The organism is Anaeromyxobacter terrae, from assembly GCF_022690685.1.
Lineage (GTDB): Bacteria > Myxococcota > Myxococcia > Myxococcales > Anaeromyxobacteraceae > Anaeromyxobacter > Anaeromyxobacter terrae.
The window spans coordinates 39,262-64,896 of record NZ_JALCYY010000019.1 but is presented as its reverse complement, the minus strand read 5'-3'; the positions used below and the strand labels follow the sequence as shown (position 1 = coordinate 64,896).

General features: G+C 72.2%; 26 protein-coding genes. 15 read left to right on the top strand and 11 right to left on the bottom strand.

Features of this window, described 5'->3' with window-relative positions:
• Nucleotides 1-38: 38 nt before the first annotated feature.
• Nucleotides 39-1,241, bottom strand: a complete 1,203-nt coding sequence (locus MNY62_RS10765) for an FIST signal transduction protein (protein WP_242344158.1) — start codon at nt 1,239-1,241, stop codon at nt 39-41.
• 10 nt (nt 1,242-1,251) lie between these two features.
• The gene (locus MNY62_RS10760) at nt 1,252-2,358 is read right to left on the bottom strand and encodes an ATP-dependent DNA ligase (RefSeq protein WP_242344157.1); all 1,107 of its coding nucleotides are present in this window, start codon (nt 2,356-2,358) and stop codon (nt 1,252-1,254) included.
• 68 nt (nt 2,359-2,426) lie between these two features.
• On the opposite strand from MNY62_RS10760, the gene ligD reads away from it, so the two are divergent.
• From ligD to ppk1, 3 genes are all read left to right on the top strand, one after another.
• Nucleotides 2,427-3,698 (top strand): non-homologous end-joining DNA ligase, encoded by a 1,272-nt coding sequence (ligD, locus tag MNY62_RS10755; RefSeq protein WP_242344156.1) that lies wholly within the window; start codon nt 2,427-2,429, stop codon nt 3,696-3,698.
• 132 nt (nt 3,699-3,830) lie between these two features.
• Complete coding sequence (locus tag MNY62_RS10750; protein WP_242344155.1) at nt 3,831-4,376, top strand: hypothetical protein; 546 nt, start codon at nt 3,831-3,833, stop codon at nt 4,374-4,376.
• Between the two features lie 195 nt (nt 4,377-4,571).
• Nucleotides 4,572-6,800 carry a polyphosphate kinase 1 gene (ppk1, locus tag MNY62_RS10745; RefSeq protein WP_242344154.1) on the top strand — a complete coding sequence of 743 codons (2,229 nt, stop codon included), beginning with the start codon at nt 4,572-4,574 and terminating at the stop codon, nt 6,798-6,800.
• 31 nt (nt 6,801-6,831) lie between these two features.
• Here the strand turns inward: ppk1 and MNY62_RS10740 are convergent, their stop codons facing one another.
• Both MNY62_RS10740 and MNY62_RS10735 read right to left on the bottom strand, forming a co-directional pair.
• Nucleotides 6,832-7,026, bottom strand: a complete 195-nt coding sequence (locus tag MNY62_RS10740; RefSeq protein WP_242344153.1) for a hypothetical protein — start codon at nt 7,024-7,026, stop codon at nt 6,832-6,834.
• 160 nt (nt 7,027-7,186) lie between these two features.
• Complete coding sequence (locus tag MNY62_RS10735) at nt 7,187-7,519, bottom strand: hypothetical protein (RefSeq protein ID WP_242344152.1); 333 nt, start codon at nt 7,517-7,519, stop codon at nt 7,187-7,189.
• 256 nt (nt 7,520-7,775) lie between these two features.
• Between MNY62_RS10735 and MNY62_RS10730 the strand changes: the two genes are divergently transcribed.
• From MNY62_RS10730 to MNY62_RS10720, 3 genes are all read left to right on the top strand, one after another.
• Nucleotides 7,776-8,396: a histidine phosphatase family protein gene (locus MNY62_RS10730; protein WP_242344151.1), complete on the top strand. Its 621-nt coding sequence runs from the start codon at nt 7,776-7,778 to the stop codon at nt 8,394-8,396.
• Between the two features lie 106 nt (nt 8,397-8,502).
• Nucleotides 8,503-8,745, top strand: a complete 243-nt coding sequence (locus tag MNY62_RS10725) for a hypothetical protein (RefSeq protein WP_242344150.1) — start codon at nt 8,503-8,505, stop codon at nt 8,743-8,745.
• 151 nt (nt 8,746-8,896) lie between these two features.
• Complete coding sequence (locus MNY62_RS10720) at nt 8,897-9,097, top strand: hypothetical protein (RefSeq protein WP_242344149.1); 201 nt, start codon at nt 8,897-8,899, stop codon at nt 9,095-9,097.
• A gap of 15 nt (nt 9,098-9,112) precedes the next feature.
• On the opposite strand, the gene MNY62_RS10715 is transcribed toward MNY62_RS10720, so the two are convergent.
• Nucleotides 9,113-10,471, bottom strand: coding sequence for an NAD(P)/FAD-dependent oxidoreductase (locus MNY62_RS10715; RefSeq protein ID WP_242344148.1), 1,359 nt, complete (start codon nt 10,469-10,471; stop codon nt 9,113-9,115).
• Between the two features lie 228 nt (nt 10,472-10,699).
• On the opposite strand from MNY62_RS10715, the gene MNY62_RS10710 reads away from it, so the two are divergent.
• From MNY62_RS10710 to MNY62_RS10695, 4 genes are all read left to right on the top strand, one after another.
• A complete protein-coding gene (locus tag MNY62_RS10710) occupies nt 10,700-11,650 on the top strand; it encodes a sigma-70 family RNA polymerase sigma factor (protein WP_242344147.1) in 951 nt (316 codons plus the stop codon).
• Between the two features lie 146 nt (nt 11,651-11,796).
• Nucleotides 11,797-12,213: a VOC family protein gene (locus MNY62_RS10705; RefSeq protein ID WP_242344146.1), complete on the top strand. Its 417-nt coding sequence runs from the start codon at nt 11,797-11,799 to the stop codon at nt 12,211-12,213.
• Nucleotides 12,214-12,226: 13 nt separating this feature from the next.
• Nucleotides 12,227-12,700 (top strand): VOC family protein, encoded by a 474-nt coding sequence (locus MNY62_RS10700; RefSeq protein ID WP_242344145.1) that lies wholly within the window; start codon nt 12,227-12,229, stop codon nt 12,698-12,700.
• A gap of 901 nt (nt 12,701-13,601) precedes the next feature.
• On the top strand, nt 13,602-14,270 hold the full coding sequence (locus tag MNY62_RS10695) for an NADPH-dependent F420 reductase (RefSeq protein WP_242344144.1): 669 nt from the start codon (nt 13,602-13,604) through the stop codon (nt 14,268-14,270).
• 32 nt (nt 14,271-14,302) lie between these two features.
• Here MNY62_RS10695 and MNY62_RS10690 read toward each other — a convergent pair whose 3' ends face one another.
• Entirely contained in the window at nt 14,303-15,466 is a 1,164-nt protein-coding gene (locus MNY62_RS10690) for a polymer-forming cytoskeletal protein (protein WP_242344143.1), read from the bottom strand.
• A gap of 399 nt (nt 15,467-15,865) precedes the next feature.
• Between MNY62_RS10690 and MNY62_RS10685 the strand changes: the two genes are divergently transcribed.
• Nucleotides 15,866-16,426, top strand: coding sequence for an MBL fold metallo-hydrolase (locus tag MNY62_RS10685; protein WP_242344142.1), 561 nt, complete (start codon nt 15,866-15,868; stop codon nt 16,424-16,426).
• 109 nt (nt 16,427-16,535) lie between these two features.
• Here the strand turns inward: MNY62_RS10685 and MNY62_RS10680 are convergent, their stop codons facing one another.
• Nucleotides 16,536-17,081 carry a DUF1801 domain-containing protein gene (locus MNY62_RS10680; protein WP_242344141.1) on the bottom strand — a complete coding sequence of 182 codons (546 nt, stop codon included), beginning with the start codon at nt 17,079-17,081 and terminating at the stop codon, nt 16,536-16,538.
• 160 nt (nt 17,082-17,241) lie between these two features.
• Between MNY62_RS10680 and MNY62_RS10675 the strand changes: the two genes are divergently transcribed.
• Nucleotides 17,242-17,646, top strand: coding sequence for a VOC family protein (locus tag MNY62_RS10675; protein WP_242344140.1), 405 nt, complete (start codon nt 17,242-17,244; stop codon nt 17,644-17,646).
• Complete coding sequence (locus MNY62_RS10670; RefSeq protein ID WP_242344180.1) at nt 17,646-18,356, top strand: SDR family oxidoreductase; 711 nt, start codon at nt 17,646-17,648, stop codon at nt 18,354-18,356. Before MNY62_RS10675 ends, MNY62_RS10670 begins: the two co-directional genes overlap by 1 nt.
• Before the next feature lie 45 nt (nt 18,357-18,401).
• Here MNY62_RS10670 and MNY62_RS10665 read toward each other — a convergent pair whose 3' ends face one another.
• From MNY62_RS10665 to MNY62_RS10650, 4 genes are all read right to left on the bottom strand, one after another.
• The gene (locus MNY62_RS10665) at nt 18,402-19,523 is read right to left on the bottom strand and encodes an esterase/lipase family protein (protein WP_242344139.1); all 1,122 of its coding nucleotides are present in this window, start codon (nt 19,521-19,523) and stop codon (nt 18,402-18,404) included.
• 206 nt (nt 19,524-19,729) lie between these two features.
• Nucleotides 19,730-21,094 carry a TAXI family TRAP transporter solute-binding subunit gene (locus MNY62_RS10660; protein ID WP_242344138.1) on the bottom strand — a complete coding sequence of 455 codons (1,365 nt, stop codon included), beginning with the start codon at nt 21,092-21,094 and terminating at the stop codon, nt 19,730-19,732.
• An 88-nt stretch (nt 21,095-21,182) separates the two neighbouring features.
• Nucleotides 21,183-22,046 carry a DMT family transporter gene (locus tag MNY62_RS10655; protein WP_242344137.1) on the bottom strand — a complete coding sequence of 288 codons (864 nt, stop codon included), beginning with the start codon at nt 22,044-22,046 and terminating at the stop codon, nt 21,183-21,185.
• A 36-nt stretch (nt 22,047-22,082) separates the two neighbouring features.
• Nucleotides 22,083-23,219, bottom strand: a complete 1,137-nt coding sequence (locus MNY62_RS10650) for a lactonase family protein (protein ID WP_242344136.1) — start codon at nt 23,217-23,219, stop codon at nt 22,083-22,085.
• A 427-nt stretch (nt 23,220-23,646) separates the two neighbouring features.
• Here MNY62_RS10650 and MNY62_RS10645 point away from each other — a divergent pair, with 427 nt between their 5' ends.
• On the top strand, nt 23,647-24,285 hold the full coding sequence (locus MNY62_RS10645) for a histidine kinase (RefSeq protein ID WP_242344135.1): 639 nt from the start codon (nt 23,647-23,649) through the stop codon (nt 24,283-24,285).
• A 412-nt stretch (nt 24,286-24,697) separates the two neighbouring features.
• A complete protein-coding gene (locus tag MNY62_RS10640) occupies nt 24,698-25,516 on the top strand; it encodes a hypothetical protein (RefSeq protein ID WP_242344134.1) in 819 nt (272 codons plus the stop codon).
• Nucleotides 25,517-25,635 lie beyond the last annotated feature (119 nt).

Genomic DNA, 25,635 nt, shown 5'->3' with positions numbered 1-25,635 from the left:
TCCACGAACCGGCGGCCCGAGACGGCCGCCGCTCTGGCTCACCTCGCCCCGGCGAGCCGGTGCTCACCGCCCTGCGCCTCGCGGAACATCGCGAACGCGCTCGTGTAGCCGTGGAGGAACGTCGTGCCCCCCACCGGCCCGATCTCGCCGTTGCAGAAGAAGCCGCCCAGGGGCGCGGGACCGAGCTGCTCCTCGAAGAGGCCGGTGTCGTGGTCGGCGTGGCCGAAGAGCCCGGCGCCGCGGCCGACGCAGGAGAAGAGGAGCGCCCCCGCCGGTCGCTCGACGCGGGCGCGGCGGTGTCGCGCGAGCATGCGCAGGAGCTCCTGCTCCGCGCTGTGCGCGTCGCGGAGCACGAACTGCGCGACCGTCATCGGACGGAGCTCCGCGCCCACCGCGAGCGCGCCGGTGCTCTCGTCGGCGCCGACGAGGTTGCGGACGAGGAGCTCTCCCGGCTCGAGCTCGACCTCGTCCGACCGCAGCTCCAGCCCGAGGAAGAGCGAGCTCTGCATGAGCTCGCGATCGCGCGCGTCGAGCGAGCCGAACAGCTCGGAGATGACGTGCAGCGGGGGCCGCCCATCGAGCTCCTGCAGCACGCCGTGCTTGCAGCGGGTCACGAGCATCGGCGTGCCGATGGGGCGGCAGCCCTGCGCGATGAGCGTGTCGACCGCGAGGTTGCCGCTGAGGACGACCCCCACACCGCCGCTGCGGTGCACGTCCTCGGCGACGAAGAGCCGGTTCTGGTTCGGGGCACGCCCTCCGCTCGCCAGCCCGCCGAACTTGGGCGCCCCGGGGTAGGCGCGGTCGAGCCCCTCGACGAGTCCGCCGACGTCGACCGTGAACGGATCGGCGAGCAGCAGGAGCTTCGGCCGCGCCACGGGTGGGCAGCCGATGCGCGCGCGCCAGTCAGGCGGATCGGCGGGCAGGGGACCCGGCTCGACCCGGAAGGCCGAGAGGGTGACGCCCGGGAGCTCCGCCGCGGTGAGGGAGAGCGCCGGCCCGTCCTCGACCTCATGGGCGTCTCCGATGACCCCTCCCGCGGTGCAGCCGACGAGGAGCGCGCGCGGGAAGCGCCGGGCCGCCAGGTCGACGAGGTGCTCGGCCTCGCTCGCGTGTTCGGGGGAGGTGAACGCGAGCAGGAGGTCGGGCGTGCTTCCGTCGAGCTGATGCTCGAGCGCCTCCGCCGCCTCACCGAACGCGTCGTCGGCGAGCGGCTGCCGCGAGACTGCCGAGGCCCATCTCATGCCTCGGGATCTAGCGCGACGGCTGCGACCGCACCCCGAAGATGCGCCCGAGCTCGAACGCCGGCGTCACCTCGAGCTGGTCGTAGCGGCACTCGGGCGGCGACCTGTCCGGACGCCAGCGCAGGAAGTGGGTGGCGTGCCGGAAGCGATCGCCCTGCAGGTGGTCGTAGGCGACCTCGCAGACGCGCTCCACCCGCAGCGGCTCCCAGGAGAGATCCTTGCCGCGGTTCCAGCGGCTGCTCGCGCCGGGCATGCGCTGCGCCGGCACGGCCCCGCCGTCGGCGTCGGCCCACTCCGCCCAGTCGCGCCACGGATGGCCTTCCATCGCGTCCTCGCGCAGGGGCGCGAGCTCCTTCACGAGCTCCTTCCGCCGCGCGGTGGTGAAGGCGCTGCAGATGCCGACGTGGTGCAGCTTGCCGGCGTCGTCGTAGAGCCCGAGCAGCAGCGACCCCACCATCGTGCCGGGCCCGTTCTTGTGCCAGCGGAAGCCGGCGACGGCGCAGTCGGCGGTGCGCGCGTGCTTCACCTTCACCATGGCGCGGACGCCGGCCTGGTACGTCGAGTCGAGCCGCTTCGCGACGACGCCGTCGAGCCCGGCGCCCTCGAAGCGCGAGAACCAGTCCTTCGCCGCGGCGCGCTCGGTCGTGGCGGGCGTCACGTGCACCTGCGGCGCCGCGCCGGCCAGGCTCTGCTCGAGCAGCGCGCGCCGCTCCGCGAGCGGCGACGCGCGCAGGTCGCGGTCGCCGAGGGCGAGCAGGTCGAACAGCACGATGCTCGCCGGGCTCTCCTGCGCGAGCAGCTTCACCCGCGACGCCGCGGGGTGGATGCGGAGGAGGAGCGCCTCGAAGTCGAGCCCGGCCCGGCCGGCGATGACGATCTCGCCGTCAACCACGCACCGCTCGGGGAGGCTCGCGAGGAGCGGTTCCTCGAGCTCGGGGAAGTACCGGTTCAGGGGCCGGAGCTCGCGCGACTGGAGGTACAGCTCGGGCCCGTCGCGGAACACCAGCGCGCGGAAGCCGTCCCACTTCGGCTCGAACAGCCAGCCATCGCCCTCGGGCACGTCGTCCGCGAGCTTCGCCAGCATCGGCTCGACGGGGGGCGCGATCGGGTAGGCCATCCCTAGGAGATAACGCCGTCGGCGTGGCGAAGCGCGAGGCTCTCGAGCAAGAACACCCGCCAGAGGCCATGGCACCGCGCAAAGAACACTTTCAGCTCGCCGGACGGGAGGTCGCCATCTCCAACCCGGACAAGCTCTATTTCCGCGAGGCGGGCATCACCAAGCTCGACCTCGTGCAGTACTACCTGAGCGTCGCCGACGGCGCGCTGCGCGGCGTGCGCGACCGGCCGATGGCGCTGAAGCGCTTCGTCGACGGGGCCGAGGGGGAGTTCTTCTTCCAGAAGCGCGCGCCGGCCTCGCGCCCGCCGTGGATCGACGTCGTCGAGCTCAGGTTCCCCTCGGGCCGGAGCGCCGAGGAGATCGTGGTCCGGGACGCGGCGCAGCTCGCCTGGGTGGTGAACCTGGGCTGCATCGACCTGAACCCGCACCCGGTGCGCGCCGGGGATCTCGAGCACCCCGACGAGCTGCGCGTGGACCTCGACCCGATGCCGGGGGTCGAGTGGGAGCAGCTCCGGCGCGTGGCGCAGCTCGTGGACGAGGTGCTGCGCGAGCACGGCCTCGTGGGCTGGCCGAAGACGAGCGGCTCGCGCGGCATCCACGTGTACGCGCGCCTCGAGCCGCGCTGGACCTTCACCGAGGTGCGCCAGGCGGCGCTCGCGCTGGCGCGCGAGGTGGAGCGGCGCGCGCCGGAGCTCGCGACGAGCAAGTGGTGGAAGGAGGAGCGGCACGGCGTCTTCATCGACTACAACCAGAACGCGAAGGATCGCACCGTCGCCTCCGCGTACTCGGTGCGGCCCACGCCCGACGCGCGGGTCTCGGCGCCCATCACCTGGGCCGAGCTGCCGGCCTGCGATCCCGCCGACTTCACGCTGCGCACGGTCCCGGCGCGCTTCGGGCGGCTCGGGGACGTGGGGGCGGGCATCGACGACGCGGCGGGGTCCCTCGAGCCGCTGCTCGAGCTCGCGGCGCGCCAGCGCGCGGCGGGCCTGGGCGACGCGCCGTGGCCGCCGCACTACGCGAAGGGAGAAGACGAGCCCGCGCGCGTCGCGCCTTCCCGGCGCAAGGGCGCGCCGCGCCGCCCGAGCCACCCGCTCGTCATCGTGGCGCGCGCGGCGAGGAAGGAGGACGCGCTCGCCGGGCTCGAGCGCTGGAAGGTGCGCCACCCCGAGGCCGCCGCGCGGCTCGCGCCCGAGGACGTGCTCGTGGACGCGATGCGCGGGCGGTACACGACCTGGACGCGCGTGCGCGTCAACCTGCAGCACGTGCCGGAGGGCGAGCGGCCTCAGGGCGAGCCGCCCGACCCGGACTTCGATCAGGCGAAGTGGGATCCGCGGGAGTGAAGCCGGCGCTGGGGCCCAGCGCGGCCGGTGCGAGCGGTCGTTGCACACGCGCGGCCCATCAGGAGTTCCGGGAACGTGTCGCCGGACGCGACGACTTGTCGGGACGCTCGTCGCCGGCTTACGCTCGCCCCCATGGTCCCCACGACGCTGCTCCTGTTCACGGTGGCGCTCGCGGCGCCAGCGGACGCGCCTCCAGCACCGGCAGCCGATCCGCTCGTCCCCATCCTGTTCCTGGAGGGACGCTGGAAGGGTCAGTCGAGCGGCGAGCCGGGGAAGGGGGTCTCGGTCCGGGAGTACCGCCTCGAGCTGCGCGGAAGGTATCTCGTCGGGCGCAACCGCTCGGTGTGGGACCCGAAGACGCGCGACGCGAAGCCCGAGGTCCATCAGGACATGGGCGTGTTCAGCTACGACAAGGCCGCAAAGAAGATCGTGCTCCGGCAGTTTCACGTCGAGGGCTTCGTCAACGAGTACGTGCTCGACGGGACGAGCCCCGATGGGAAGACGTTCACGTTCGTGACGGTGCGCATCGAGAACATCGGGGCCGGATGGCGGGCGCGCGAGGTGTACGAGCGCGTCTCGCAGGACGAGGTGATCGAGACCTTCTCGCAGGCGGCGCCCGGGAAGGGCTTCGAGACGTACTCGGTCACGCGCCTCACGCGCGTGCATCAGCAGAACTAGCCGACCGCCCATCGGACCGTCCGGGGCGGCGAGCGGCTGGGCTCTGGCTCGCGCCGTGGCACCCGTACCCGCGCGGGCGCCGTCATGCGTTCGTCACGAGCCCTCGCGTGCACCCCACCTGCGGCAGCGCTACGCTCGGTCGTCGAGGCGCATCGTCATCGAGGAGGTCGGATGGAGAGCCCGGCGCAGCCCGCCGTGCCCACGGAAACTCTCAATCCGCGCACGGGCGCCGACGGCGCGCCGGCCGGCGCGGCGCCCGGTGCAGTCGCCGGTGTAGCCGCCGACGCGGCAGCGGCCGTCGCGCGCGACCTCGCGGCGGACACCGCGAGGCTCGACCCTCGCCTGCTCGTGAACCGCGAGCTCTCGCTCGTGGGGTTCCAGTGGCGCGTCTTCGAGGAGGTCCTCGACCCCGCGAACCCGCTGCTCGAGCGGGTGCGCTTCCTCTCGATCGTGTCGTCGAACCTCGACGAGCTCTTCATGATCCGCGTCGCGGGTCTCGAGCAGCAGGTGGCCGCCGGGGTGACCGAGCCGTCATCCGACGGGCTGACCCCCTTGCAGCAGCTCGCCGAGATCCGCCGCGAGACGCTCAGGCTCTCCCGCGCGCTCAACGCGGCGTGGGAGGACGAGCTCCTGCCGGCGCTCGACGCGGCCGGCATCCACGTGCTCGATCATCCCCAGCTCGACCCCCGGCAGGCGGCGTGGGCACGCACCTACTTCGACGAGATGGTGATGCCGGTCCTGACGCCGCTCGCGTTCGACCCCGGCCGCCCGTTCCCCCATATCTCGAACCTGAGCTTGAACCTCGCCGTGCTGGTGGAGGACGAGGGCGTCGACCGGTTCGCGCGCATCAAGGTCCCCGACACGCTCCCGCGGCTGGTGCCGATCGGGCGCTCCAGCGGCGGCTTCGACGCGTCGGGGACGGCGCGCCGGCACCACGCGTTCGTCTGGCTCGAGCAGCTCGTCGCCGCGCACGTGGACCGTCTGTTCCCCGGGGTGCGCGTCAAGGGCGTGCACCCGTTCCGCGTCACGCGCGACGCGGAGATGGAGCTGCAGGAGCTGGAGGCCGCCGACCTGCTCGCCTCGGTCGAGCACGGGGTGCGTGAGCGCCGCTTCGGATCGGTGGTGCGGCTCGTCGTGACGCCCGGCATGCCGGACGCCATCCGCGACCTCCTCGTCCAGAACCTCGAGCTCGACCCGCGCAACGTCCACGCGGTCGAGGGGCCGCTGGGGCTCTCCGGGCTGTCCACCCTGGCGTCCGTGGAGCGCAGCGACCTCAAGTTCCCGCCGCTGTTCCCCGCCGTCCCCGCCGCGTTCGCGCGGGGCGACGAGGACGTGTTCGCCGCGATCCGGCGACGGGACGTGCTCATCCACCATCCGTTCGAGTCGTTCGGGCCCGTCGTCGAGTTCCTGAGGGCCGCCGCGCGGGATCCCGACGTGCTCGCCATCAAGATGACGCTCTACCGCGTCGGGCGGAACTCGCCGGTCGTGGAGGCGCTGCTCGAGGCGAACCAGAACCACAAGCAGGTGGCGGTGCTCGTGGAGCTGAAGGCGCGCTTCGACGAGGAGAGCAACATCGGGTGGGCGAGGGCGCTCGAGGCGGACGGCATCCACGTGATCTACGGGCTGCTCGGCCTGAAGACGCACTCGAAGATCGCGCTCGTCGTGCGGCGCGAGGGCGACCGGCTCGCGCGCTACGTCCACCTGTCCACCGGGAACTACAACCCGGTCACCGCCGCGGCGTACACGGACCTCGGGCTCTTCACGGCGGACGCCGAGATCGGCGAGGACGCCACGCAGCTCTTCAACTACCTCACGGGCTACGCGCACCCGAAGGTGTTCCGGCGCCTGCTCGTCGCGCCGGTGAACCTGCGCGAGCGGCTCGTCGAGCTCATCGACCGCGAGACCGAGCACGCGCGCGCAGGTCGCGGCGGCCACCTCGTGTTCAAGGTGAACGCGCTCGCCGACGAGCAGATGGTGGAGCCGCTCGTCCGCGCGGCGCAGGCGGGCGTCAAGGTGGACCTCCTCGTGCGCGGGATCTGCTGCCTGCGCCCGGGCGTGCCGGGCTTCACCGAGAACGTGCGCGTCACGAGCGTGGTGGGGAGGTTCCTCGAGCACAGCCGGATCTTCTGGTTCCGCAACGCGGGCCAGGAGGAGGTGTACCTCGGCAGCGCCGACCTCATGCGCCGCAACCTGTCGCGCCGGGTCGAGGTGCTGTTCCCCGTCACGGATCCCGCGCTCGTGCGCCACCTGCGCGACGGCGTGCTGGCCGTCTACCTCGCGGACAACTGCCGTGCGCGCCGCATGCGGCCAAACGGCGAGTACGAGCGGATCCGACCGGCCGACGGCGAGCCGCGCGTGGACGCGCAGGCGCTGCTGCTCGCCTCCCCATCGGCCCCCGTCCCGCCAGACGGTCGCGACCGCTGACGGCGGCCGTCGCGGCGGGCGCAGCGCCGGATCAGTCGCCTGTCGCTGCGGCGACTCCGTCCACGGGCTCCACGCGGATGTCGGACACGCGCACGTCCCCGACGTCCGGCTCGAGCTCGTGCGCGAACAGCTCCGCCGCCTCGCGATCGTCCCAGGCGACGACGTGAGCGACGTGCTCGGCGCCTCCGGAGCCATACGAGCAGACGAAGACGGATTCCCGCAGCATGCGACCTCCCGACGTGAGCGCGGTTTCTAATCCGTGTCGGTCCGGGGGCGCCAGCCCTCGAAGTGGCGGGATCGGGCGTCACGAAATCGTCACGCGCCCGTCGCGGCGATGCCATGCCAGCGCGGCCGCCCACCCCGGTCGCGGGCGGCCGGGCGCCAGGTCACCGCTCCCGAAGCCAGCGCATCAGCACGAGGAGCCCGATCCCCATCACGATCTGCATCCCGAGCACGATCCGGTTCACGTCCACGGCGGGCCGCCAGATCGCGTCGCCGCCCTTCAGCACGTAGACGCCTGCGGGCCGGGCGCTCAGCGCGAAGCCGCTCCCCTCACCCGAGCCTTCCCCCTTCGGCCCGACGCCGCCGCCTCCGCCCGCGCCGCCGCCGATGCGCGCGGCCGGGATGACCGTGACGTCCCCCTGCTGGATGGGATCCCCGTACACGCGCTTCACCGAGATTGCGTCCCGCGCCTGCGCGATCATCGACTGGACGTCCATCCTCAGCCTCCCCAGGGCCGACGAGGTGACCCCGACGTTTCCATGGGAGGGCGACCTGGCCCGCGCCGCGCCCTTCGCGGCCCGCCCGCGCGGAGGAGCACGAAGGGGCCACCGCCTTCGAAGACGCTTCGGCTCCGAGGGCTGACCGCGCGCCGCGTACCCGTCGCCGGCCCCGCTCGCGTCGAGAACGACCCCCGCCGCCAGCCCGCGACTCGATTAACTCCTTCATCGCGGTTCGGCTCGGTAGGAGGTCGCCGTGGACGAGGAGGTCGGGGAGGGGACGCGAGTGGAGGCGGCGCGGCCGCGGCTCTGGATCGTGCGCCACGGCGAGACGGAGTGGAGCCTCGCGGGGCGGCACACCGGGCGCACGGACCTGCCGCTCACGCCGGAGGGCGAGCGGCAGGCGTCCGCCCTCGGGCCGAGCCTCGCCGGGCACGCGTTCGCCCTCGTGCTGACGAGCCCGCTGCGCCGTGCGCGCGACACGTGCCGGCTCGCGGGATTCGGAGACGTGGCGCAGGCGGACCCCGATCTCGCGGAGTGGGATTACGGCGGGTACGAAGGGATGACGTTGCGCGAGATCGAGCGGTCGGATCCAGGCTGGACGATCTGGACCGGCGCGGTGCCCGGGGGCGAGGCCGCCGACGAGGTCGCGGCGCGCGCGGACCGCGTCATCGCTCGGGCCAGGTCGGCCACGGGCGACGTGCTCCTGTTCTCGCACGGCCACCTCCTCCGCGTGCTCGCCGCGCGATGGCTCGGCCTCTCGGTCTCCGAGGGGCGACTGCTGGGTCTCGATCCCGCGACTCTCGGGATCCTTGGACACGAGCGCGCGGCGCGTGTCATCCGGATGTGGAACGCCCCGGCGGCGCCGCCGCGCTGAGCGACAGCGAAATGGCCCCGAAGGATTGACGTGGGTCACGAAGCAATGCCGACGCGCAATCTCACGCAGAAACGCGGGCCGCGGCGACCGTGGCCCGTTAAAGACCATGAGAAGCAGGTCCAACCCGCACGAGGAGCGCGTCATGAACGATACGTTTCGTGAGTTCAAGGGACGCATCCGCAAGCTCGATGGGGTCCTCGTCGAGCGCGGCCTCGTGAACCTCGAGTTCGCCCAGGCGGTGAGCCGCGTCCATCGCGTCGTCCGGCGCGGTGATCGCTCGCGCGAGCCCAGCGCCGAGCTGCGCGGCGTCCTCGAGCACGCGGAGAGCCTCGCGCGCGCGTTCACGTGAGCCGCTCCCGCGGGAGGGCTCGCGATCGCATGAGCTTCGACGACCGGGGCCGAGCCGCTCGGCTTCGCGTTCGGGCGGGCGCTGCGCGCCCTCCGGAGCCCGTACGTTGATACGTCGGGCTTCTTGGTCTCGATCCGGTTAGAATCGAGACATGAACCCGCCGCGTGCCAGCTTCGCCGTCCGAGAGCACGTCGTCGGCATCGAGCAGATCGAGAAGAACCGCTACGTCGTCACGGTCGACGGCCAGCGGTTCGCGAGCTTCTGCTCCGAGAGCCGGGCGCGCGCTGCGGGGCGGCTCGAGGCGCGGCGGCTCGACTTCGTCGCGATCGAGGCCTCGGGGTCGCGCCGGTAGCGCGCGGCGCGCCTTTCATCCGGGTCGAGGTGCGGTGGAGCTCCCCGCCGGCGGCGCGTTCCGTTCCGCATCCGGCGGCGGCACCCCGCCCGCGTGGGCGATGAAGCGCCACTGCTCCGCGGTGTCGGTGATGAGGCGCGCGCCCCGCGTGAACGTGAGATACGACCACGCCCACTGCAGGATCACCGCCACCCGGTTGCGGAAGCCGATGAGGAAGAAGATGTGGACGAACAGCCAGGTGAGCCAGGCGAGGAGACCCGAGAACCGGAGCCCGCGGACGTCGGCGACCGCGGCGGCTCGGCCGATGGTCGCGAGCTCGCCCTTGTCCAGGTAGTGGAAGGGGAGCGGCGGCTCGCCCGCGAGCGCGCGCCGGATGTTGCGGGCCGCGTGGCGGCCCTCCTGCAACGCCGCGGGGGCGAGGCCGGGAACCGGGCGACCGTCCTCGCGGAGCACGGCGGCGAGGTCGCCCACGACGAACGCCTCGGGATGACCGGGGACGGAGAGGTCGGCCGCGACGCGCACGCGCCCGGCCCTGTCGAGCGGCGCGCCCAGGGTCCGCGCGAGCGGGCTCGCCGCGACGCCGGCGCCCCAGAGCACCGTGCGCGACGCGATCCTGCTGCCGTCACCCAGGGTGACACCCTCCGCGTCGATGGCGGTCACGGGCGTCCCGGTCCGCACCTCGACGCCGAGCTGCTCGAGCTGCCTCCGCGCGGCGGCGGACAGGGACTCCACGTACACGGGGAGCACGCGGGGGGCGGCCTCGACGAGGAACACCCGCGCGCTCTCGGGCCGGATGTGGCGGAAGTCGCGGGTGAGCGTGCGCCGCGCGATCTCGGAGATCGCGCCGGCGAGCTCGACGCCCGTGGGGCCGCCGCCGACCACCACGAACGTGAGGAGCGCCCGCTGCTGCTCCGGCTCGCGCTCTCGCTCCGCCCGCTCGAACGCGGTCAGGAGCCGCCGCCGGATCTCCAGCGCGTCCTCGACGCTCTTGAGGCCAGGCGCGAGCGGCGCCCACGCGTCGTGCCCGAAGTACGAGTGCGTCGCGCCGGTGGCGAGGACGAGGAAGTCGAACGGCAACGGGTCGCCGTCCGCGAGCCGGACGATCCGCGCCGGAAGGTCGATCGCGGCCACCTCGCCGAGGATCACCTCGGCGTTGCGCTGCCGTCGCAGCACGTTGCGGATCGGCGCGGCGATGTCGGCCGGGTTCAGGGCGGCGGTCGCGACCTGGTACAGGAGCGGCTGGAACAGGTGGTGGTTGCGGCGATCCACCACCGTCACCGCGACCGGCGCCTTGCGCAGCGCGCGGGCGGCCGCAAGGCCCGCGAACCCCGCGCCGACGATGACGACCCGCCGCCGCTCTCCTTCGCTCGCCATGCCGTCCTCCGGCGGATGCATAGCGGATGACGAGGCCCTGCGCAGGCGATGGAGCGACGCCGCAGGTGAGGCGGGACGATGCGAGGCGCCGCCGGGGCGGCCAGGGTTCATTCCTCACTCCAGGTCACGCGGCGCCACGACCTAGATGAAGTGTGCGGGGCGCTGCCGCCGTTGACGCGTGCTTCGCGCGGGCGAGCGTGCTCGCGCTCCCCTCGTTATGTCGGAGCGATGCCGGAGAGCCTCACCCAGCTCGAGGAACACCGCGCGGCGGTCACCGGGCACTGCTACCGGATGCTCGGCTCGGCGGTGGACGCCGACGACGCGGTCCAGGAGACGATGCTCCGGGCCTGGAGAGGCCTCGACCGGTTCGACGGCCGCTCGTCGCTGCGCACATGGCTCCATCGCATCGCGACGAACGTCTGCCTCGACGCGCTGGCCGATCGCTCGCGGCGAGAGCGCCCGGTGGAGGAGGGTCCCGTCGGGTCGGTGGATGACCCGCTGGAGGCCCGTCCCCGCACGCACTGGCTCGAGCCGGTCCCGGACGCGCACGCCGTGCCGGCGGACGTCGACCCCGCGGAGCGGGCGGTGCTCCGGCAGAGCATCCGCCTCGCGTTCGTGGCGGCGCTCCAGCACCTTCCTCCGAGGCAGCGCGCCGCGCTCTTGCTCACCGACGTGCTCGGCTGGTCCGCCGCTGAGGTCGCGGAGAGCCTCGACACGTCGGTCCCCGCGGTGAACAGCGCGCTGCAGCGGGCGCGCGCCACGCTCGCGACGCGCGACCTCGGCGAGGCGCGCAGCACGCTGTCCGCCGAGCAGTCCGCGCTGCTCGATCGCTACGTGGCGGCGTTCGAGCGCTACGACGTGAACGCGCTGACGGCGCTCCTGCACGAGGACGCGACGCTGTCCATGCCGCCCTACACGCTATGGCTCCGCGGCCATGAGGCGATCGGCGCGTGGCTCCTGGGACGAGGCTGTGGCTGCCGCGGATCGCGGCTCGTCCCGACGGCCGCGTCCGGCTCGCCAGCCTTCGCGCAGTACCGTCCCGCGCCGCAGGGGGGCCACGAGGCGTGGGGGCTCATCGTGCTCGAGCTCGTGGGAGCTCGCATCTCCAGCTGGACCTCGTTCCTCGACACCGAGACGCTCTTCCCGAGGTTCGGGCTGCCGCTGACGCTCCCTCCGTAGCCACTGATCGCCTCCCTAAGCGTGCCGTGGCGTGCCGTTCGGGGTGCACCGATGAGTCCGGTGCGTTCGCCGAGTCCAGGGACCAGACGACACGGGTCGAGCTCCCAGCGAGGGCGCGACTCCGGACGAACCCCCTGGAGGCAGACATGGCAACGAGGCGTCCCCGCAAGCTCTTCGTCAACATGGCCGTCCGCGACCTGGACCGCTCGAAGCAGTTCTTCACGAAGCTCGGCTTCGAGTTCGACCTGAGGTTCACGGACGAGAAGGCCACCTGCATGCTCGTCGGCGAGGACGCGTACGTGATGCTCCTCGTCGAGCCGTTCTTCAGGACGTTCACGAAGAAGGGGATCTGCGACACGCTCCTGCAGAACGAGGTGGCCTGCGCGCTCACCTGCGAGAGCCGCGCCGAGGTCGACGAGCTCGTGAAGAAGGCGATCGCGGCGGGAGGCAAGCACGCGATGGAGCCGCAGGATCGCGGCTTCATGTACAGCTCGAGCTTCTACGACCTCGACGGCCATCACTGGGAAGTGCTCTGGATGGACCCCAAGGCGCTCGAGCGCTGAAAGGACGGACGCGATGAAGGGAATCACCCCGTTCCTGTGGTTCGACGGAAAGGCCGAGGAGGCCGCGAAGTTCTACACGTCCGTCTTCAAGGACTCGAAGCTCGGAAGCGTGGCGCGCTACGGAGAGGAAGGCCCCGGGCCGAAGGGCACGGTGATGACCGCGACGTTCGAGCTCGCGGGGCAAGAGTTCATCGCGTTGAACGGCGAGCCGCTGTTCAAGTTCACCCCGGCCATCTCGTTCGTCGTGAACTGCGAGACCCAGGCGGAGGTGGACGAGCTGTGGGAGAAGCTCTCCGCCGGCGGCGCGACGAACCAATGCGGCTGGCTCAACGACAGGTTCGGCGTGTCCTGGCAGATCGTCCCGACGGCGCTGGGGCGGCTCATGTCGGACCCGAACCCCGCGAAGAGGAGCAGCGTGATGAAGGCGATGCTCCAGATGACGAAGCTCGACATCGCCGGGTTGGAGCGGGCTTACCAGCAGGGGTAGTCGTCACTAACGGCGACGTGGCGGGGCGGCGTGAGGGGCATGGGCGGCGCCGCCCCCGCTGTGCGGCGCGGCGGGCGCGATACCGCGCGAGGGGACGCCGCCGGACGGACGCGGGGCCGGGCGAGCACCGGCGTACGGGCCGGGACGAGCACCGTAGTGCGGGCCAGGACGAGCACCGTAATGCGGACCGGGACGGCCACCGTGGGAAGGCCAGACGCCGCGATGTGGCACCGGAGAGTAATGCCACCGCCCCGGGTACCGCCACCAGCCATGCCCGTACCAGCCGAAGCGCGCCGCGCCGTAGAACCCGAAGTACGGCCACGGTCCGAAGCCCCAGACCCACGGCGCGACGACCCATGACCAGCCATAGAACGGATAGTAAACGTACATGTACGGCGCACCGTAACCGGACGGCGGCACGTACGTATAGGTGTCCGCGTACGGCATCCAGATCCAGCCGTACTGCGCCGTGTACACCCATTGACCTTCCGGAACCGACGAGGGCGGAGGTGGGATCTTCGACGGAGCGGGCGGAGGGGCCGCTTCCGGCGGTGCAGTCGGAGGGGAGGGCGCCTCCTGCTCCGTCTGCAGGGCGGACCCACCAGCCTGCGCCCCCTCGGGAACGACTGTGATGAACGGACCCGAGCGTGCTGCCGGCTCGGAGTCATCGATGGCCCTGGCGAGGCCAGGGAGCAACGCGAGCAACGCGAAGAACACGACAGGGTGCTTGGTCATGACCGCCACCCGCCTGGAAGCATAGCGGGCAGTTCCCCTCGCTGCAGTCTTGTTCGGCCAATGAGGCGCAGTTCGCTGCGGCCGGGGAGGGAAGGGCCGCGAGAGCGTGGGCAAGTTGTTGCGGGCAAGGCGCGCGCTTCGCATCTCTCCGCTCCGGAGGCGTGCCATGCGGATCGGAATCATCGGGTCGGGGAACATCGGCGGGACGGCGGCGAGGCTGTTCACGGAGGCGGGCCACGAGGTGGCGCTCAGTCACGCGAGCGGCCCCGATTCGCTGCGCGATCAGATCGCAACGCTCGGACCACGGGCGAGGGCCACGACGGTCGAGGCGGCGGCGGAGTTCGGCGAGGTCGTTCTCCTCGCCATCCCCTGGCGCAACCGGCGGGAGCTCCCCTCCGAGCGGCTGCGGGGCAAGATCGTCGTCGACGCGATGAACCCGTATCGCCCCGACTTCAAGCTCTACGACCTGGGGGACTCGACGTCGAGCGAGGAGGTCGCGCGGGTCATCCCTGGCGCGCGGCTCGTCAAGGCGTTCAATCACCTGTACGCGAACGACCTCGCGACGCGCGGCAAGCGCGACCTTCCGCTCGAGGAGCGGGTCGCGCTGCTCATCGCCGGGGACGATCCGGACGCGAAGCGGGCGGTCGCGAACCTCGTCGAGGAGATCGGGTTCGCTCCGGTCGACACGGGCTCGCTCCGCGACGGCGGTCGCCTCCAGGAGCCGGGCAGCCCGCTCTACGCGCGTACCATGTCCGGCACCGACGCCAAGGCGGCGCTCCGGCGCGGAGACGAGGCGCGCAGCGGGAGCAGGTCGGGAGCCGCGCGGCAGCACTAGGTCTGGCCTGGCGACCTCGTCGCCGCGCCTGATCAGGTGGGCCGCTGCGCCGCAGACGCCTCCGCGGCGAGCGGCTCCGCCCGTCCCCTGCCGCGATGGTCGCGGTAGAGGCGCAGGACGAGGGCGCCCATTCCAGAGCAGAGAGCGGCGAGCGAGACGAGGGCGCCGAGGAACGGGACGAGCCTCAGGACGCGGAGGACGACCAGCGCTCCCAGGAGTCCCAGCAAGAGCTCTCCCCGCGATGGCGCGGGGCGACCGAGGCGCCGGACACCGAGCGTTCCGAGGAACAGCGCCGCGACGAGATACCCCGAGAGAAGCGCGACGGGATAGCCAGCGAGCAGCACGAGGCCGAGCGGGATCCCGATCACGGTGGCGAAGAGCGCCACCACCAGGGCCGGCGCGCCGAGGAGCGCGACGGCGCCGAGGCCGAGCGAGCGCCAGGGATCGGCCTCGAGGGTGTGCGCCGCGGCAGGGGTGAAGCGCGGGAAGAGGAGGATCATCACCACGCCCGTTGCGAAGAGCGCCGCCACGAGCAACGCCAGGCCGAGCACCCCGAACCGGCGCCCGGCTGGCGCCTCGGCAGGCCGGTGCTCGATCCGTCCGCCGATGCGCGCGCCGGGGTCGATCCGTGGCTCCCTGGGCCCGCGATGGACGACGTTCCCCTCGATCCGGGCGGTGGGCCCGATCTCGAGCGCCTCCGCCGCGACCTCGACGTTGCCTCCCACCGTGCCCTCGATGGAGACGCGCTCGCCCACCGCGCGAAGCTCGCGCCCGACCTTCCCGGCGACGACGATCTCGCCTCCAGCGAGCCAGGCGCGCTCGCCGACCACGGCTCCGCGCTCTACCCGGACCGTGCCGCCTGCGGCGATCGCGTCGCCGTCCACGGCGCCGGCGATCCGGACGTTCCCGCCCGCGAGCCGCGCGTCGTCGCGCGAGCGGCCGCGGAGCACGACGTCCCCGCCGACCGCGAGCACGTCGCCTCCGACCGGCCCGTCGATCGCGACGTTGCCGCCCGCGACGATGGCCAGCGCGGCCACGGAGGCGCCGACGCGCACGTCTCCCCCGGCCGCGACGAGATCGCCCGCCACGTCCTCCGTGACGTCGACGCTGGGCCCCGCGAGGTACAGATCCTCGCCCCGCGCGCCAGCGGGCGGCACCGCCTCCTGCTGAGCCTGACCAGAGGTCGGCGCAATCATGACGAGGCTCGCCAGAGCGAGGGACCTTGCCCGTCTCCCCATCATCGGAGCCCCCTTCCTCTGCACGATGCCGGGCGCGCAGCGAGCGCCGCGCGATCTGAGAGCGAGCGTCAGGCCGGCTTGGCGCACGGTCAACGAGGCAGAGAGGCTCACCAGGAGAGGAGAACCCGGTGGTGATCCCTCAGAGCAGTCCCCGCCCGCAGGACCATCGGCGCCGCCGCCGACGCCGAGAATCACTTCGGCATTGCGCTGCGGCGGCAGGACGCTGCGGATCGGCGCGGCGCTGTCGGTTAGGAATCCGCACGAGGTGTGAGCGCGATGGCACGGCCCGGGCGCACCCTTCGCTGTACGCTACTCGGAGTCGGCGCCATGCGCTCACCTCGCTATGCTCCAGCGGGTTTGCTGTTGGAGTACGCGGGGCGGCGGGTGGCGATTGACGGTGGGGCCGGTCCATTGCAGGGCCTCGACGCCTGGCTCGTCACCGACGAGCAGGCCGAGCTGATGGCGCGGCTCCGGCGTCTCGCGCGGCCGTCCGGGCTGACACCCAAGGTGGACGAGTTCAGCGCCGACGACTTGACGATCGAGCCGCGGAAGGTCGTCCACACCTCGCACCCGGCGTTCGGCTACGTGATCCGTGTGCCCCAGGGGCAGGTCGTCTGGGCACCGGAGTTCCTTCGCTTTCCGCGCTGGGCCGCGGGCGCCGAGCTGATGTTTGCCGAGGCAGCTGCGTTCTCGAGGCCGATCCTGTTCGCCAGAGGAGTCGGCGGCCACGCGAGCGCGCTATCGGTGTGCAGGACGGCGCGAAAGCTGAAGGTGAAGCGGCTCGTGTTGGCTCATGTCGGCCGTCCGACGATTCGCGCCCTCGACTCCGGGTGGCACCCAGAGTTTGGCGAGCCGGGCGAAGACGGGGCCGTGTACTTGCTCATGCAGGGAGGACGTACGGTGAAGCGCGCGGCGTGAAGGGCCCGGTGCCCCCCGCGATTTCAACAGGCATTGTCCCTCTGCCTACCCTAGCCGTGTGGCGGCCCGCGGTGCGTTGACGGACTGCTTGCGAGGATCCCTGCCGGCGCTACGGGACCCAGCCGGGCAGGGCGGCCGCCTGCCGGATCCACGTCGCCATCTGCGCCTCGTCGAGCGGGTCGTCCTCGTGGATGTCGAGGTAGCGCACGTCTTTGTGCTTGGACTCGCCGGGGGGGACAGGATGCAGCGACGCGCCGCGGAAGAACGCCACCTTGATGTAGTTCGTGAAGGTATGGAAGTTGAGGAACCAGCCCTGGCCCTCGACTCCGTAGAAGGGCGAGTTCCATTTGACCGCCTTGCGCACGCCCGGGACAGTGCGCGCGATGAGCGCGTCGAGGCGGCGCCCAACGTCGCGTTTCCAGCCCGGCATGGCCGCGATGTAGGCCTGCACGGGGGCGTCGCCGTCGGCCTTCGCGATCTGAGGGTTGCCGCCAGCGAGGAGGGCCGGTTTCGCGGCCACCAAGGGACCCTTGCTCTTGGGTGCGCTGGATCGCTTGCCTTTGCCGGCCACTCCCCTGGGTTTGGACGCGGTGGGCTTCCCCTTGACGACGGGGGACGGGCGCTTGGCCGCCCTGGGCTTGGTCTTGCTGGGCATGCGTTTCTCCTACCCGTTCTGGCTGGCGGACGCCTCGGTGGCGACCTCGCTGGGTGGCGGTCGGCTGTTGCCCGTAGCAGGTGCGTGTCTCATCAGACTCCTCAGTATTGCGGGAGCCGAGCACAGTGATCAGAGAGACGGACCAGGAAGGGAGACGCACGTGGTCCAGGCCGCCACGAAGTCATTCGTCAAGAGCATTCACGGCGTTCGCTATCAGGTGAAAGACGTCGCTCGCTCTGTAGCGTTCTATACGCAACATCTCGGGTTCAAGCTGGAACACCAGCAGCTCCCCGCGTTTGCGAACGTCTCTCTTGGTGACGCGCACGTTCTGCTCAGCGGTCCAGGCGCGTCAGGCTCGCGGCCGATGCCGAATGGGCAGCAGCAGGAACCTGGCGGCTGGAACAGGGTGGTGCTGAAGGTCGCGGATCTTCCGGGTTTCATCACCGAACTGAAGAAGGCAGGGGTTCGCTTTCGCAATGAGATGGAAACAGGCCCTGGCGGTCGACAAATCCAGATCGAGGACGCAGATGGGAATCCCATCGAGCTCTTCGAGCCGGCTCGATGATGGCGGGCGTGATCGTGATCAGCGGAGCGGTCGGAGCGCTCGGGACCGCGCTCTGTCGCTACCTCGTGGAGCGCGGGTACCGGGTGGCCGGCGTCGGGCTCGCCCGTCACGCGGAGCGCCTCGGCAAGCTCGAGCAGGAGCTCGGGGCGAATTTCGCCGGCTTCTCGCTCCAGGAGGACTCGACCGCGGCCTGGGACGCGGCCCTCGGCGCGGTGAGCGCGCGCCTCGGCCCGATCTCCGGCGCGGCGCTGGTCGCGGGCGGATGGCGCGGTGGCCGGCGCTTCCACGAGGAAGCCGACGAGGGAACCTGGCGAAGCATGCTGGACGAGAACCTCGAGTCGGCCCAGCGGGCCCTTCGCGCGTTGCTGCCGAGGCTGGTCGCGCAGCGCGCGGGCAGCGTGGTCGTCGTCGGGTCCCGCAACGTCGAGCGGCCGTGGTCGGGCGCCGGCGCCGCCGCCTACACCGTCGCGAAGAGCGCCGTCGTCGCGCTCGCGCGCGTGATCGCCGCGGAGGTCCTGGACGCCGGCGTTCGGGTGAACGCCGTCCTCCCGAGCACGATCGACACGGCCGCGAACCGCGGCGCGATGCCGGACGCCGACGCGTCGCGCTGGGTCGAGCCGGAGTCGGTCGCCGCGGTCATCGAGTTCCTGCTCTCGGACGCGGCACGGGACGTGAGCGGCGCGGTCGTGCCGGTCTACGGGCGCGCCTGAGGAGCTTTCGCCACGGGCGCAGGGTCACCGCCCATGGCGCCGCCGTCAGGACGAGAGCCAGGAGCGGAGCTTCGCGTACACCTTGGGTCGGCTCAGGAGCTGGAGGTGGCCCGTCCCGTGGGCGATCCAGAGGTGCGCCTCGGGGAACCCGAGCGTCAGCTCCGGCCTCGCGTGCACGCCGAGCGCGCTCTCCACGGGGACGAGGCCGTCGGTCCGGCGCTTCCCCGCGGCACCCTGCACGGCCGTCGTCCCCGCGATCGCGTAGCACCGCACGCCCTGCGGCAGCGCGAGCGGGACGCGGTCGTCGCGACGGTGCGCGAAGCGGTCGTGACCTTCCCAGTGCTCATCGAGGACGTTGCCGTGCCGCATGTCCGTGACGCCGGCGCTCCGGAGCTTGCCGAGGCGCGCGAGCGGCGCGCTGTACCGGCTGACGCCGAGCAGCAGGTCGATCCAGTGGCCGCCACGCTCGAGCGGTGCGCCGTGGTGGGGCGTGCCGAGGCAGACGAGCGCGCGCAGCTTTCGCCGCCACGCGTGGCCCTCCGTCTCGCCGAAGTGGCACGCGCTGCGCGCCACGAGCCCGCCCATGCTGTGCGCCAGGAGGACGAGGTCGTCGATCGGAGTGGGCCACGCCGCGACGAGCTGCTCGAGCAGCCCCGCGAACGCGCGCCCATTCACCGAGGCGTGCAGGCCGGAGTTGTAGTGGAGGTAGATCGGCGTGAACCCGAGATCGCGAGCGAGCGCCGCGCCGTGGTCGTGCCCTTGCCGCGTCCACTGGCGATCGTTCACGCAGGAGCCGTGCACGAGGACGAGGAGCTTGCCGGTCGCGCGCGGGAACGCGAGCCGCAGCGCCTCGGGGTCGAGCTCCAGAGGGCGACCGTCGCTGCGAAAGCGCATCTCGATCGCGAGCGGGTTCCCGCTCGCCGCCAGGTAGTCGCCGAGGACGCCGTTCAGCGCGGCCACCAGCGCTTCACGCCCCGGCCCCGGCGGGCGCTCGCCGAGCAGCGGCGCGGCGAGGGGCTCGAGCCGGGCGAGGGCCGCGTCGATCCCGTCGCCGACGAGCCGCGTCACCCCGCGCACACTCCCGTAGACCGGGCGGGTGAGGAGCCGGACGGGGCGCTCGAGCGGGCGGCCGAGGACGGCCGGGCCGGCGCCGATTCCGTGGTGCATGGCCTCGACGACGTCGGCGATGCGACTCGTCGCCTCGATCACGAGACGACTCGCGCCGCGCAGGTCGAGGATCGGGCTGCGCGGTGCCCTCGGGGATCGTTCGCGCGGCGGCATCGCGAAGACGATAACGCCGGACCGGAGAGGCCGCTCTCGGGCCGCGGGTGCGCGTGGCCGGAGGACTCCTCCGACCGCGCGCCGGGCGTTCCTCAGGGCGCTCGACGCTGCTCGCCCGCGAGCGAGGTGAGCCGCCGCCGGACGAAGCCGATGTGCTCCCGCAGCACGTAGAACTGGTCGGCGAAGGCGACCGGGAGCTTGAGCGTGTCGGCCTGCCGCTCGATGGCGTCGAGCCGATCGAGCAGCCCGGCCTGGTGCTCGGCGGCGTGGCCCAGCACGTCGCGCTCGAGCTCCAGCAGCGCGCCGTAGATCCGGTACACACGGAGCCGCACGCGCCAGGTGTAGACCTGGGGTACGAGCCGGAACACCGGGATGAGGAGGAGCACCAGCGGCACCAGCACCACGAGGAACCGATCGGCGAGGCTCGCCGCCCAGAACGGCAGCATGCTGTACAGCCAGCGCTTGCCGGACTGGTAGTAGCGCCGGGCATCGGCGCTGAGCGGCAGCTCGTGCTCGCGCGGCGCCGGGAACTCGCCGGCTCTCTGCAGCAGGTACGGACGGCTGTGCACCTCGCGCATGGTCTCGAGGAGCAGGTCCGAGATGGCCGGGTGCAGGTCGGCGCGCGCCACCAGCTCCACCGACGAGGCGACCAGCTCGAGGTCGGTGGCGGGCTGGTTCTTGGCGAGATCGTAGGCGCCCATCGGGATGACGAGGCGATCGAGGTCCTGGAACTTCCTCAGGTAGGCCTCTACCTGCGAGAGCTGCAGCACGTGCACGCCCGGGCGCTCGATGATGCTGCGGATCACCCGCGGCGACGCCGAGTCGCCCATGAGGAAAGCGGCGTCGACGTAGCCCTGCTCGAGCGCGTCCCCGACGAGATCGTCGTCGAGATCGAGCAGCGTGGTGGCGCCGCCGGGCTCGACGCCGTTGGCCTTGAGCAGCCGGAGCGCCAGCACCCGGGTGCCGCTGCCCTCCGGCCCGATGACGAGCCGCTTCCCCGCGAGCGCCGAGAGCCGGTCGGGCGGCGCCGAGCCGTGCACGAGGATGTAGAGCGGCTGACGCGAGATGGTGCCGAGGGAGACGAGCTCCCGCCGCTCTTCTTCCGGCGCCGGGTCGGGCAGGTTCACGCCCACCTGGACGAAGCCCACGTCGACGTCGCTCTTCGGGTCGGCGAGCCGCCTGAGGTTCTCGAGCGAGCCGTTCGACGGCCTGACCTTCAGGGTGACGCCGTTCCTGGCGAACGCCTGCGCGTACCGCTCCGCCGCGCGCTGGAAGCTGCTGCCGTCGGGGCCGGTCGAGATGGTGATCGTCGAGGGCGCCGCCGGGCGGACGAAGTGCAGCACCGCCCAGGTCGCCGCCGCGAGCAAGAGCGCGGCCGGCAACACCGTGACGAGCAGGTCGCGCCAGGAGACGCGCAGGAATCGGGCCCGGCGGCGCGGCTTCTTGATGGTGTCCATGGCGTGTCCCGCGCCGTTCTCTCAGAGCCGCGGGCCGCTCGCAAGCCCCGGGGCGCGCAGGGGTGGCGCCGAGCGCGGGGGACCCGGCTCACGCGGCGGCGGTCGTCGCCAGCCGGATGCCGGCGCCGATCAGCACGACGCCCGCGATGAGCGATGGGCCGATGGCCTCCCCGAGAGTCACGGCGGAGAGCAGGATGCCGAGGCTCGGAGCCGCCAGGAGCGCCGTCGACATCGTGCTCGCCCGAAGGTGACGACCCACCTCCACGACCGCCCAGTAACCGAAGGCGGTCGCGACCGGCCCGACATAGGCGAGCGACGCCGCGCCGCCCCAGCCGATCGGCGGCAGCGCGCCCTCGAACAGCGCCGCCATGGGGAGGAGCAGGATGGAGGCGGCGAGCGCCTGCCATGGAGCGAGCGCGAGCGCGGTCGCCGTGAAGCGGTGCCGGCGGACGAAGACGATCGAGATCGCCCAGGCGGCGGCCGCAGCCATGAGCAGGCCGTAGGCCAGGAGCTGGCGGCTCCCGGTGGAATGCAGCGAGGGGGCCGCGATCGCGACGACCCCCAGCAGCCCGAGGCACACGCCGAACAGCCCCGAGCGCGCGGGCCGCTCGTGAAGCCACCACGCGGAGAGCGGCAGGACCCAGATCGGCGTCGAGAACGCCAGGACCGACGCGCGACCTGGGGGCAATACCGTCAAGGCGAGCCCGGTCAGCGCCGAGTACGCGCCCATCTGAAACACGGCGGAGACCGCGATGAGCGGCCAATCCGACCGCGGTGGAACGGCGAGCTCGCGGCGGAGCGCGACGAGGCCGAACAAGCAGGAGGAAGCCAGCACGTAGCGCAGGACCCCGTACCAGATCGGCGGCACGGTCGTGACGCCGACCTTGATCACGGGCCAGCTGATCGCCCAGGTCAGGACGAGCAGAGCGAGCAGCAGGTGAGGGCGAGCCATGCGCTTCGTATCGAAGGCGTCGGAGTGGGTGATGCGCTACCGGGCGGCGAGCCCGGCCGAGCCGGCGGGGAGCCCCGTCACGAGCTCGACCTGCTCGAGCGCGCCGTCGCTCTGGACCTCGTAACCCGAGATGGAGCCGTCGCGCCCGTTGCGCACGTAGAGGTACTGGCTCCCGCGGCTGAAGGCCAGGTCGGCCGGGGCGTCGCCGGCCGAGGCCGTCACGCCGCTTGCGTCGAGGAGCGCGAGCGTGCCGTCGGAAGCGATGGCGAAGGCGGAGATGTCGTCGGCGCCCGTGTTGGCCGAGTACGCAAAGCGGCCGTCGTTGGTGATCGCGATCCAGCAGGCGGCGACCTGGAAGTTGGGAGCGGAGGGAGTGACCACGTCGAGGACGTCGTCGCCCAGCCGGTAGGACGAGACGGTGCTCCCACCCGCCTCGGACACGACGAGCAGGCCCCTCCGCGTGAACGCGAAGCCGAAGGGCGTCTGACCGCTCGACTCGACCACCCGAGGGCCATCGGGGCTGCCGCCCTCGTCGACAGCGTAGACGCTGAGCCGGTTCGTGTTCTTCTCGGTCACGACGAGAAAGTCGCCCCCCGGATCGAACGCGATCTCGGCGGGAGCGGTGTCGGCTGCGCTGAGCGGCCGGGTGGAGCTCGGGATGGGCTGGAGGTCGCCGTCCTGGCCGATCCGGAGCCCCGTCACGCTGTTCGGCACGCCTGCGTTCACCACGAAGACGAGCCCGTTCATCACGGTGACGCTGATGGGCATGTCGCCACCCGACGGGGCGCGGTCCACGAGCCGGAGCGAACCGCTGTCAGACACCGCGAAGATCGAGACGTCGTCGCTGCCGGCGTTGACCGCGAGGGCCCAGCGGCCGTCGCGCGAGAAGGTGAGCGCGCCCTGCGAGCCGAGCCCGGCGCCGGTGCCGGTCCCGCCGGTCGAGAACGAGCCGGCGGGGGAAAGCGTGCCGTCGGGCGCGCGCGCGAACGCCACCACCGCATTGCCGGCCGGATCGTTCGAGAGCGCGTAGACCATGCCGGCCCCGTCGGCGGATGCAGCGCCGGGCGCGTTCCCGGTCGTGGAGCGGGCAGCTCCGGCGGCTTCCGCCTCGCCGCCAGACGCGATGAGGGTGGAGACGACGAGAGCTGCGAAGAGGGAGCTGCGTGGCTGCATGGTGCCGACCTCCGGTTCGGGTTCGGCTGAGCAGTGTGTCCCGGGGGCGGGGCGTTACAGGACGCGCAGCGGGGCGAGGGACACGCCGCGCACGCCGACCACCCGACGACGAGGTCGGGTACGAGACGAGACGGGCCGATGCTGTCGGCTCCCTGTCCTGCAAACATCGCCATCCTCGCGCTCGACCTGCTTCTCGGCCGCGGCGCGCCCAGGCCCGCTCGTGCGCGAGCACCGCGACGAGGGATGTCCAGCCGGTCGTAGGGCTCTGAGGGCTCGAACCGCAGGCCTCGGCCGTCGCCATGGGATCTGTGGCGGCGTGCGGCCAGACGAGCGCTCCGCCGGCGATTCGACAAATGGGCGGCCGGAATTTCCGCACGTCATCCGGCATTTCCATACAGAGCCCGGGCGTTCCGGGACAACTTCCAGGGTGGAGCACGATTTGTCGATCGAGACCAGCCAGACGGAACACGGGACGGAGATGCTCGTCGGTCGCGCGGCCCCGGCCGCGGAGCGGCCTGCGGGTCGGGGCCCGAGGCACGACGAGGAGTTCCCGCTCGAGCTCCAGCCGACGTCGCTCGCGGAGCTGTGCCGCGCCGCGGTGGATGACGTCACGGCGAGGTTCGCCGACCGCGTCGTCGATTACGCTCCGGACCCCGAGCTCGAAGGGGCCGGGGAGTGGGACGCGCGCCGGGTCACCTACGCCGTGACGATCCTGCTCGAGGATGCGCTGAAGCGGACGAGCGCGGGAGAGCGCGTGTCGCTGCGCTGGCGGGAGCACGACGGCGTCGCGGTGCTGCGCGTCCAGTTTCCACGCCCGCTCGAGCGAGGCGATCGGTTCGTGACGTTCTTCGAGGATGGCGTGCGGCCCGACGGCGCCGACGACACGGTCGGCACGCTGAGGATCGTGGTCGCGCGCAAGATCGTGCTGCAGCACCGCGGGCACCTCGCGCGCATCCGGACGCGCGCCGGGACGACCTACGTCGCTACCTTGCCGCGCTCCGTCGCGACCGATGCGCTCGAGGACGAGAGCGATCGCGACTCGAGCCAGGGTGATGCTGGACGGTGAGTCGACGCTCTGGGCGAGAGTGACGGGTTCAGTCGCTCACGGTGTTCGACCGTGAGGTCGCCGTTCGCGCTGCACCCGTCGCCGGGGAAGTAGCTTCATTCGTGGCGTCGTGCCCCGGTCGCGGACCTCTTTATGACGACCTGTCGCCTGACGCGCGGTCTGCGCTGCCCGGCGGGGATCGCCGCGCTCGCGGTCAGCGCCGGTAGGGTCGGGTGGGCGACGCGCGCCTACGACCCCTACCGAGACGCGGCGACTCCACACGAGGGACCTGTTGCCGCGAGGCACGCGCGCAGCGCGCCCCGTCCTCCAAGTGTGCGTTCTTGCTCGGGTGGGCCCGGTGGCCCGAAAGCTGCTGAGCCTCTGGACGAGAATACGCCGCGGTGGCAGCTCGTCGGAATTTCAGGAGGACAGAATGCGCTACCTGCTCGTCGCATCGTCGCTGCTGCTCGGGTCGCTGACCTCGGCCCCTTCGGCCCAGGCTCAGGTCTCCGTGGGCGTCGGCATCGCGATGCCCAGCATCCAGATCGGCATCAACGTACCGGCCTATCCGGAGCTCGTCGCGGTGCCGGGGTATCCCGTCTATTACGCCCCTCGAGCGAGCTCGAACTACTTCTTCTACGACGGCGCCTACTGGGTGCTCCAGGGCGACGACTGGTACGTGAGCAGCTGGTACGACGGGCCGTGGTACGTGGTGCAGCCCGAGCACGTCCCGCTCTACGTGCTGCGCGTCCCGGTGCGCTACTACCGGCAGCCTCCGCCGTACTTCCGCGGATGGCGCGCCGACGCGCCGCCGCGCTGGGGACAGCACTGGGGCCGCGACTGGGAAGGGCGTCGCCGCGGATGGGATCGATGGGACCGCCATGGCGCCCCGCGCCCCGCGCCGCTGCCCGTCTACCAGCGGGGCTACGCGGGTGACCGCTATCCTCGCGCGCCCGAGATGCAGCGCGAGATCCGCTCCGAGCACTATCGGTACCGGCCGCGTGAGGAAGTGACGCGGACGCGGTTCGAGCCGTACGAGGGCCCAGGCCGGGGTCCCCCGCGGGCCGAGCCGTATCCGCAGGGGCCTGACCATCGGCGTTGGTCGGGTCCGCCGCCGCGGGACGACCGTCGCGGAGACGACCGTCGCGGCAACGACGGTCGCGGGAACGACCGTCGCGGGAACGACCCTGGACCGCACGACAACGGCCAGCGGCACGGGGACGAGGGGCGGGGTCGCGGTCACGATCGCTGACGCCTCGCTCGAGACAGAGCCTTCACGCGGCGGGGAGCCCGGAGTAGGGGCTCCCCGCTCGCGTTGGTGAGGGTTCGGGAGGCGAAGCCGGTACCGAACCGACGCTGAGGCGATCCTGG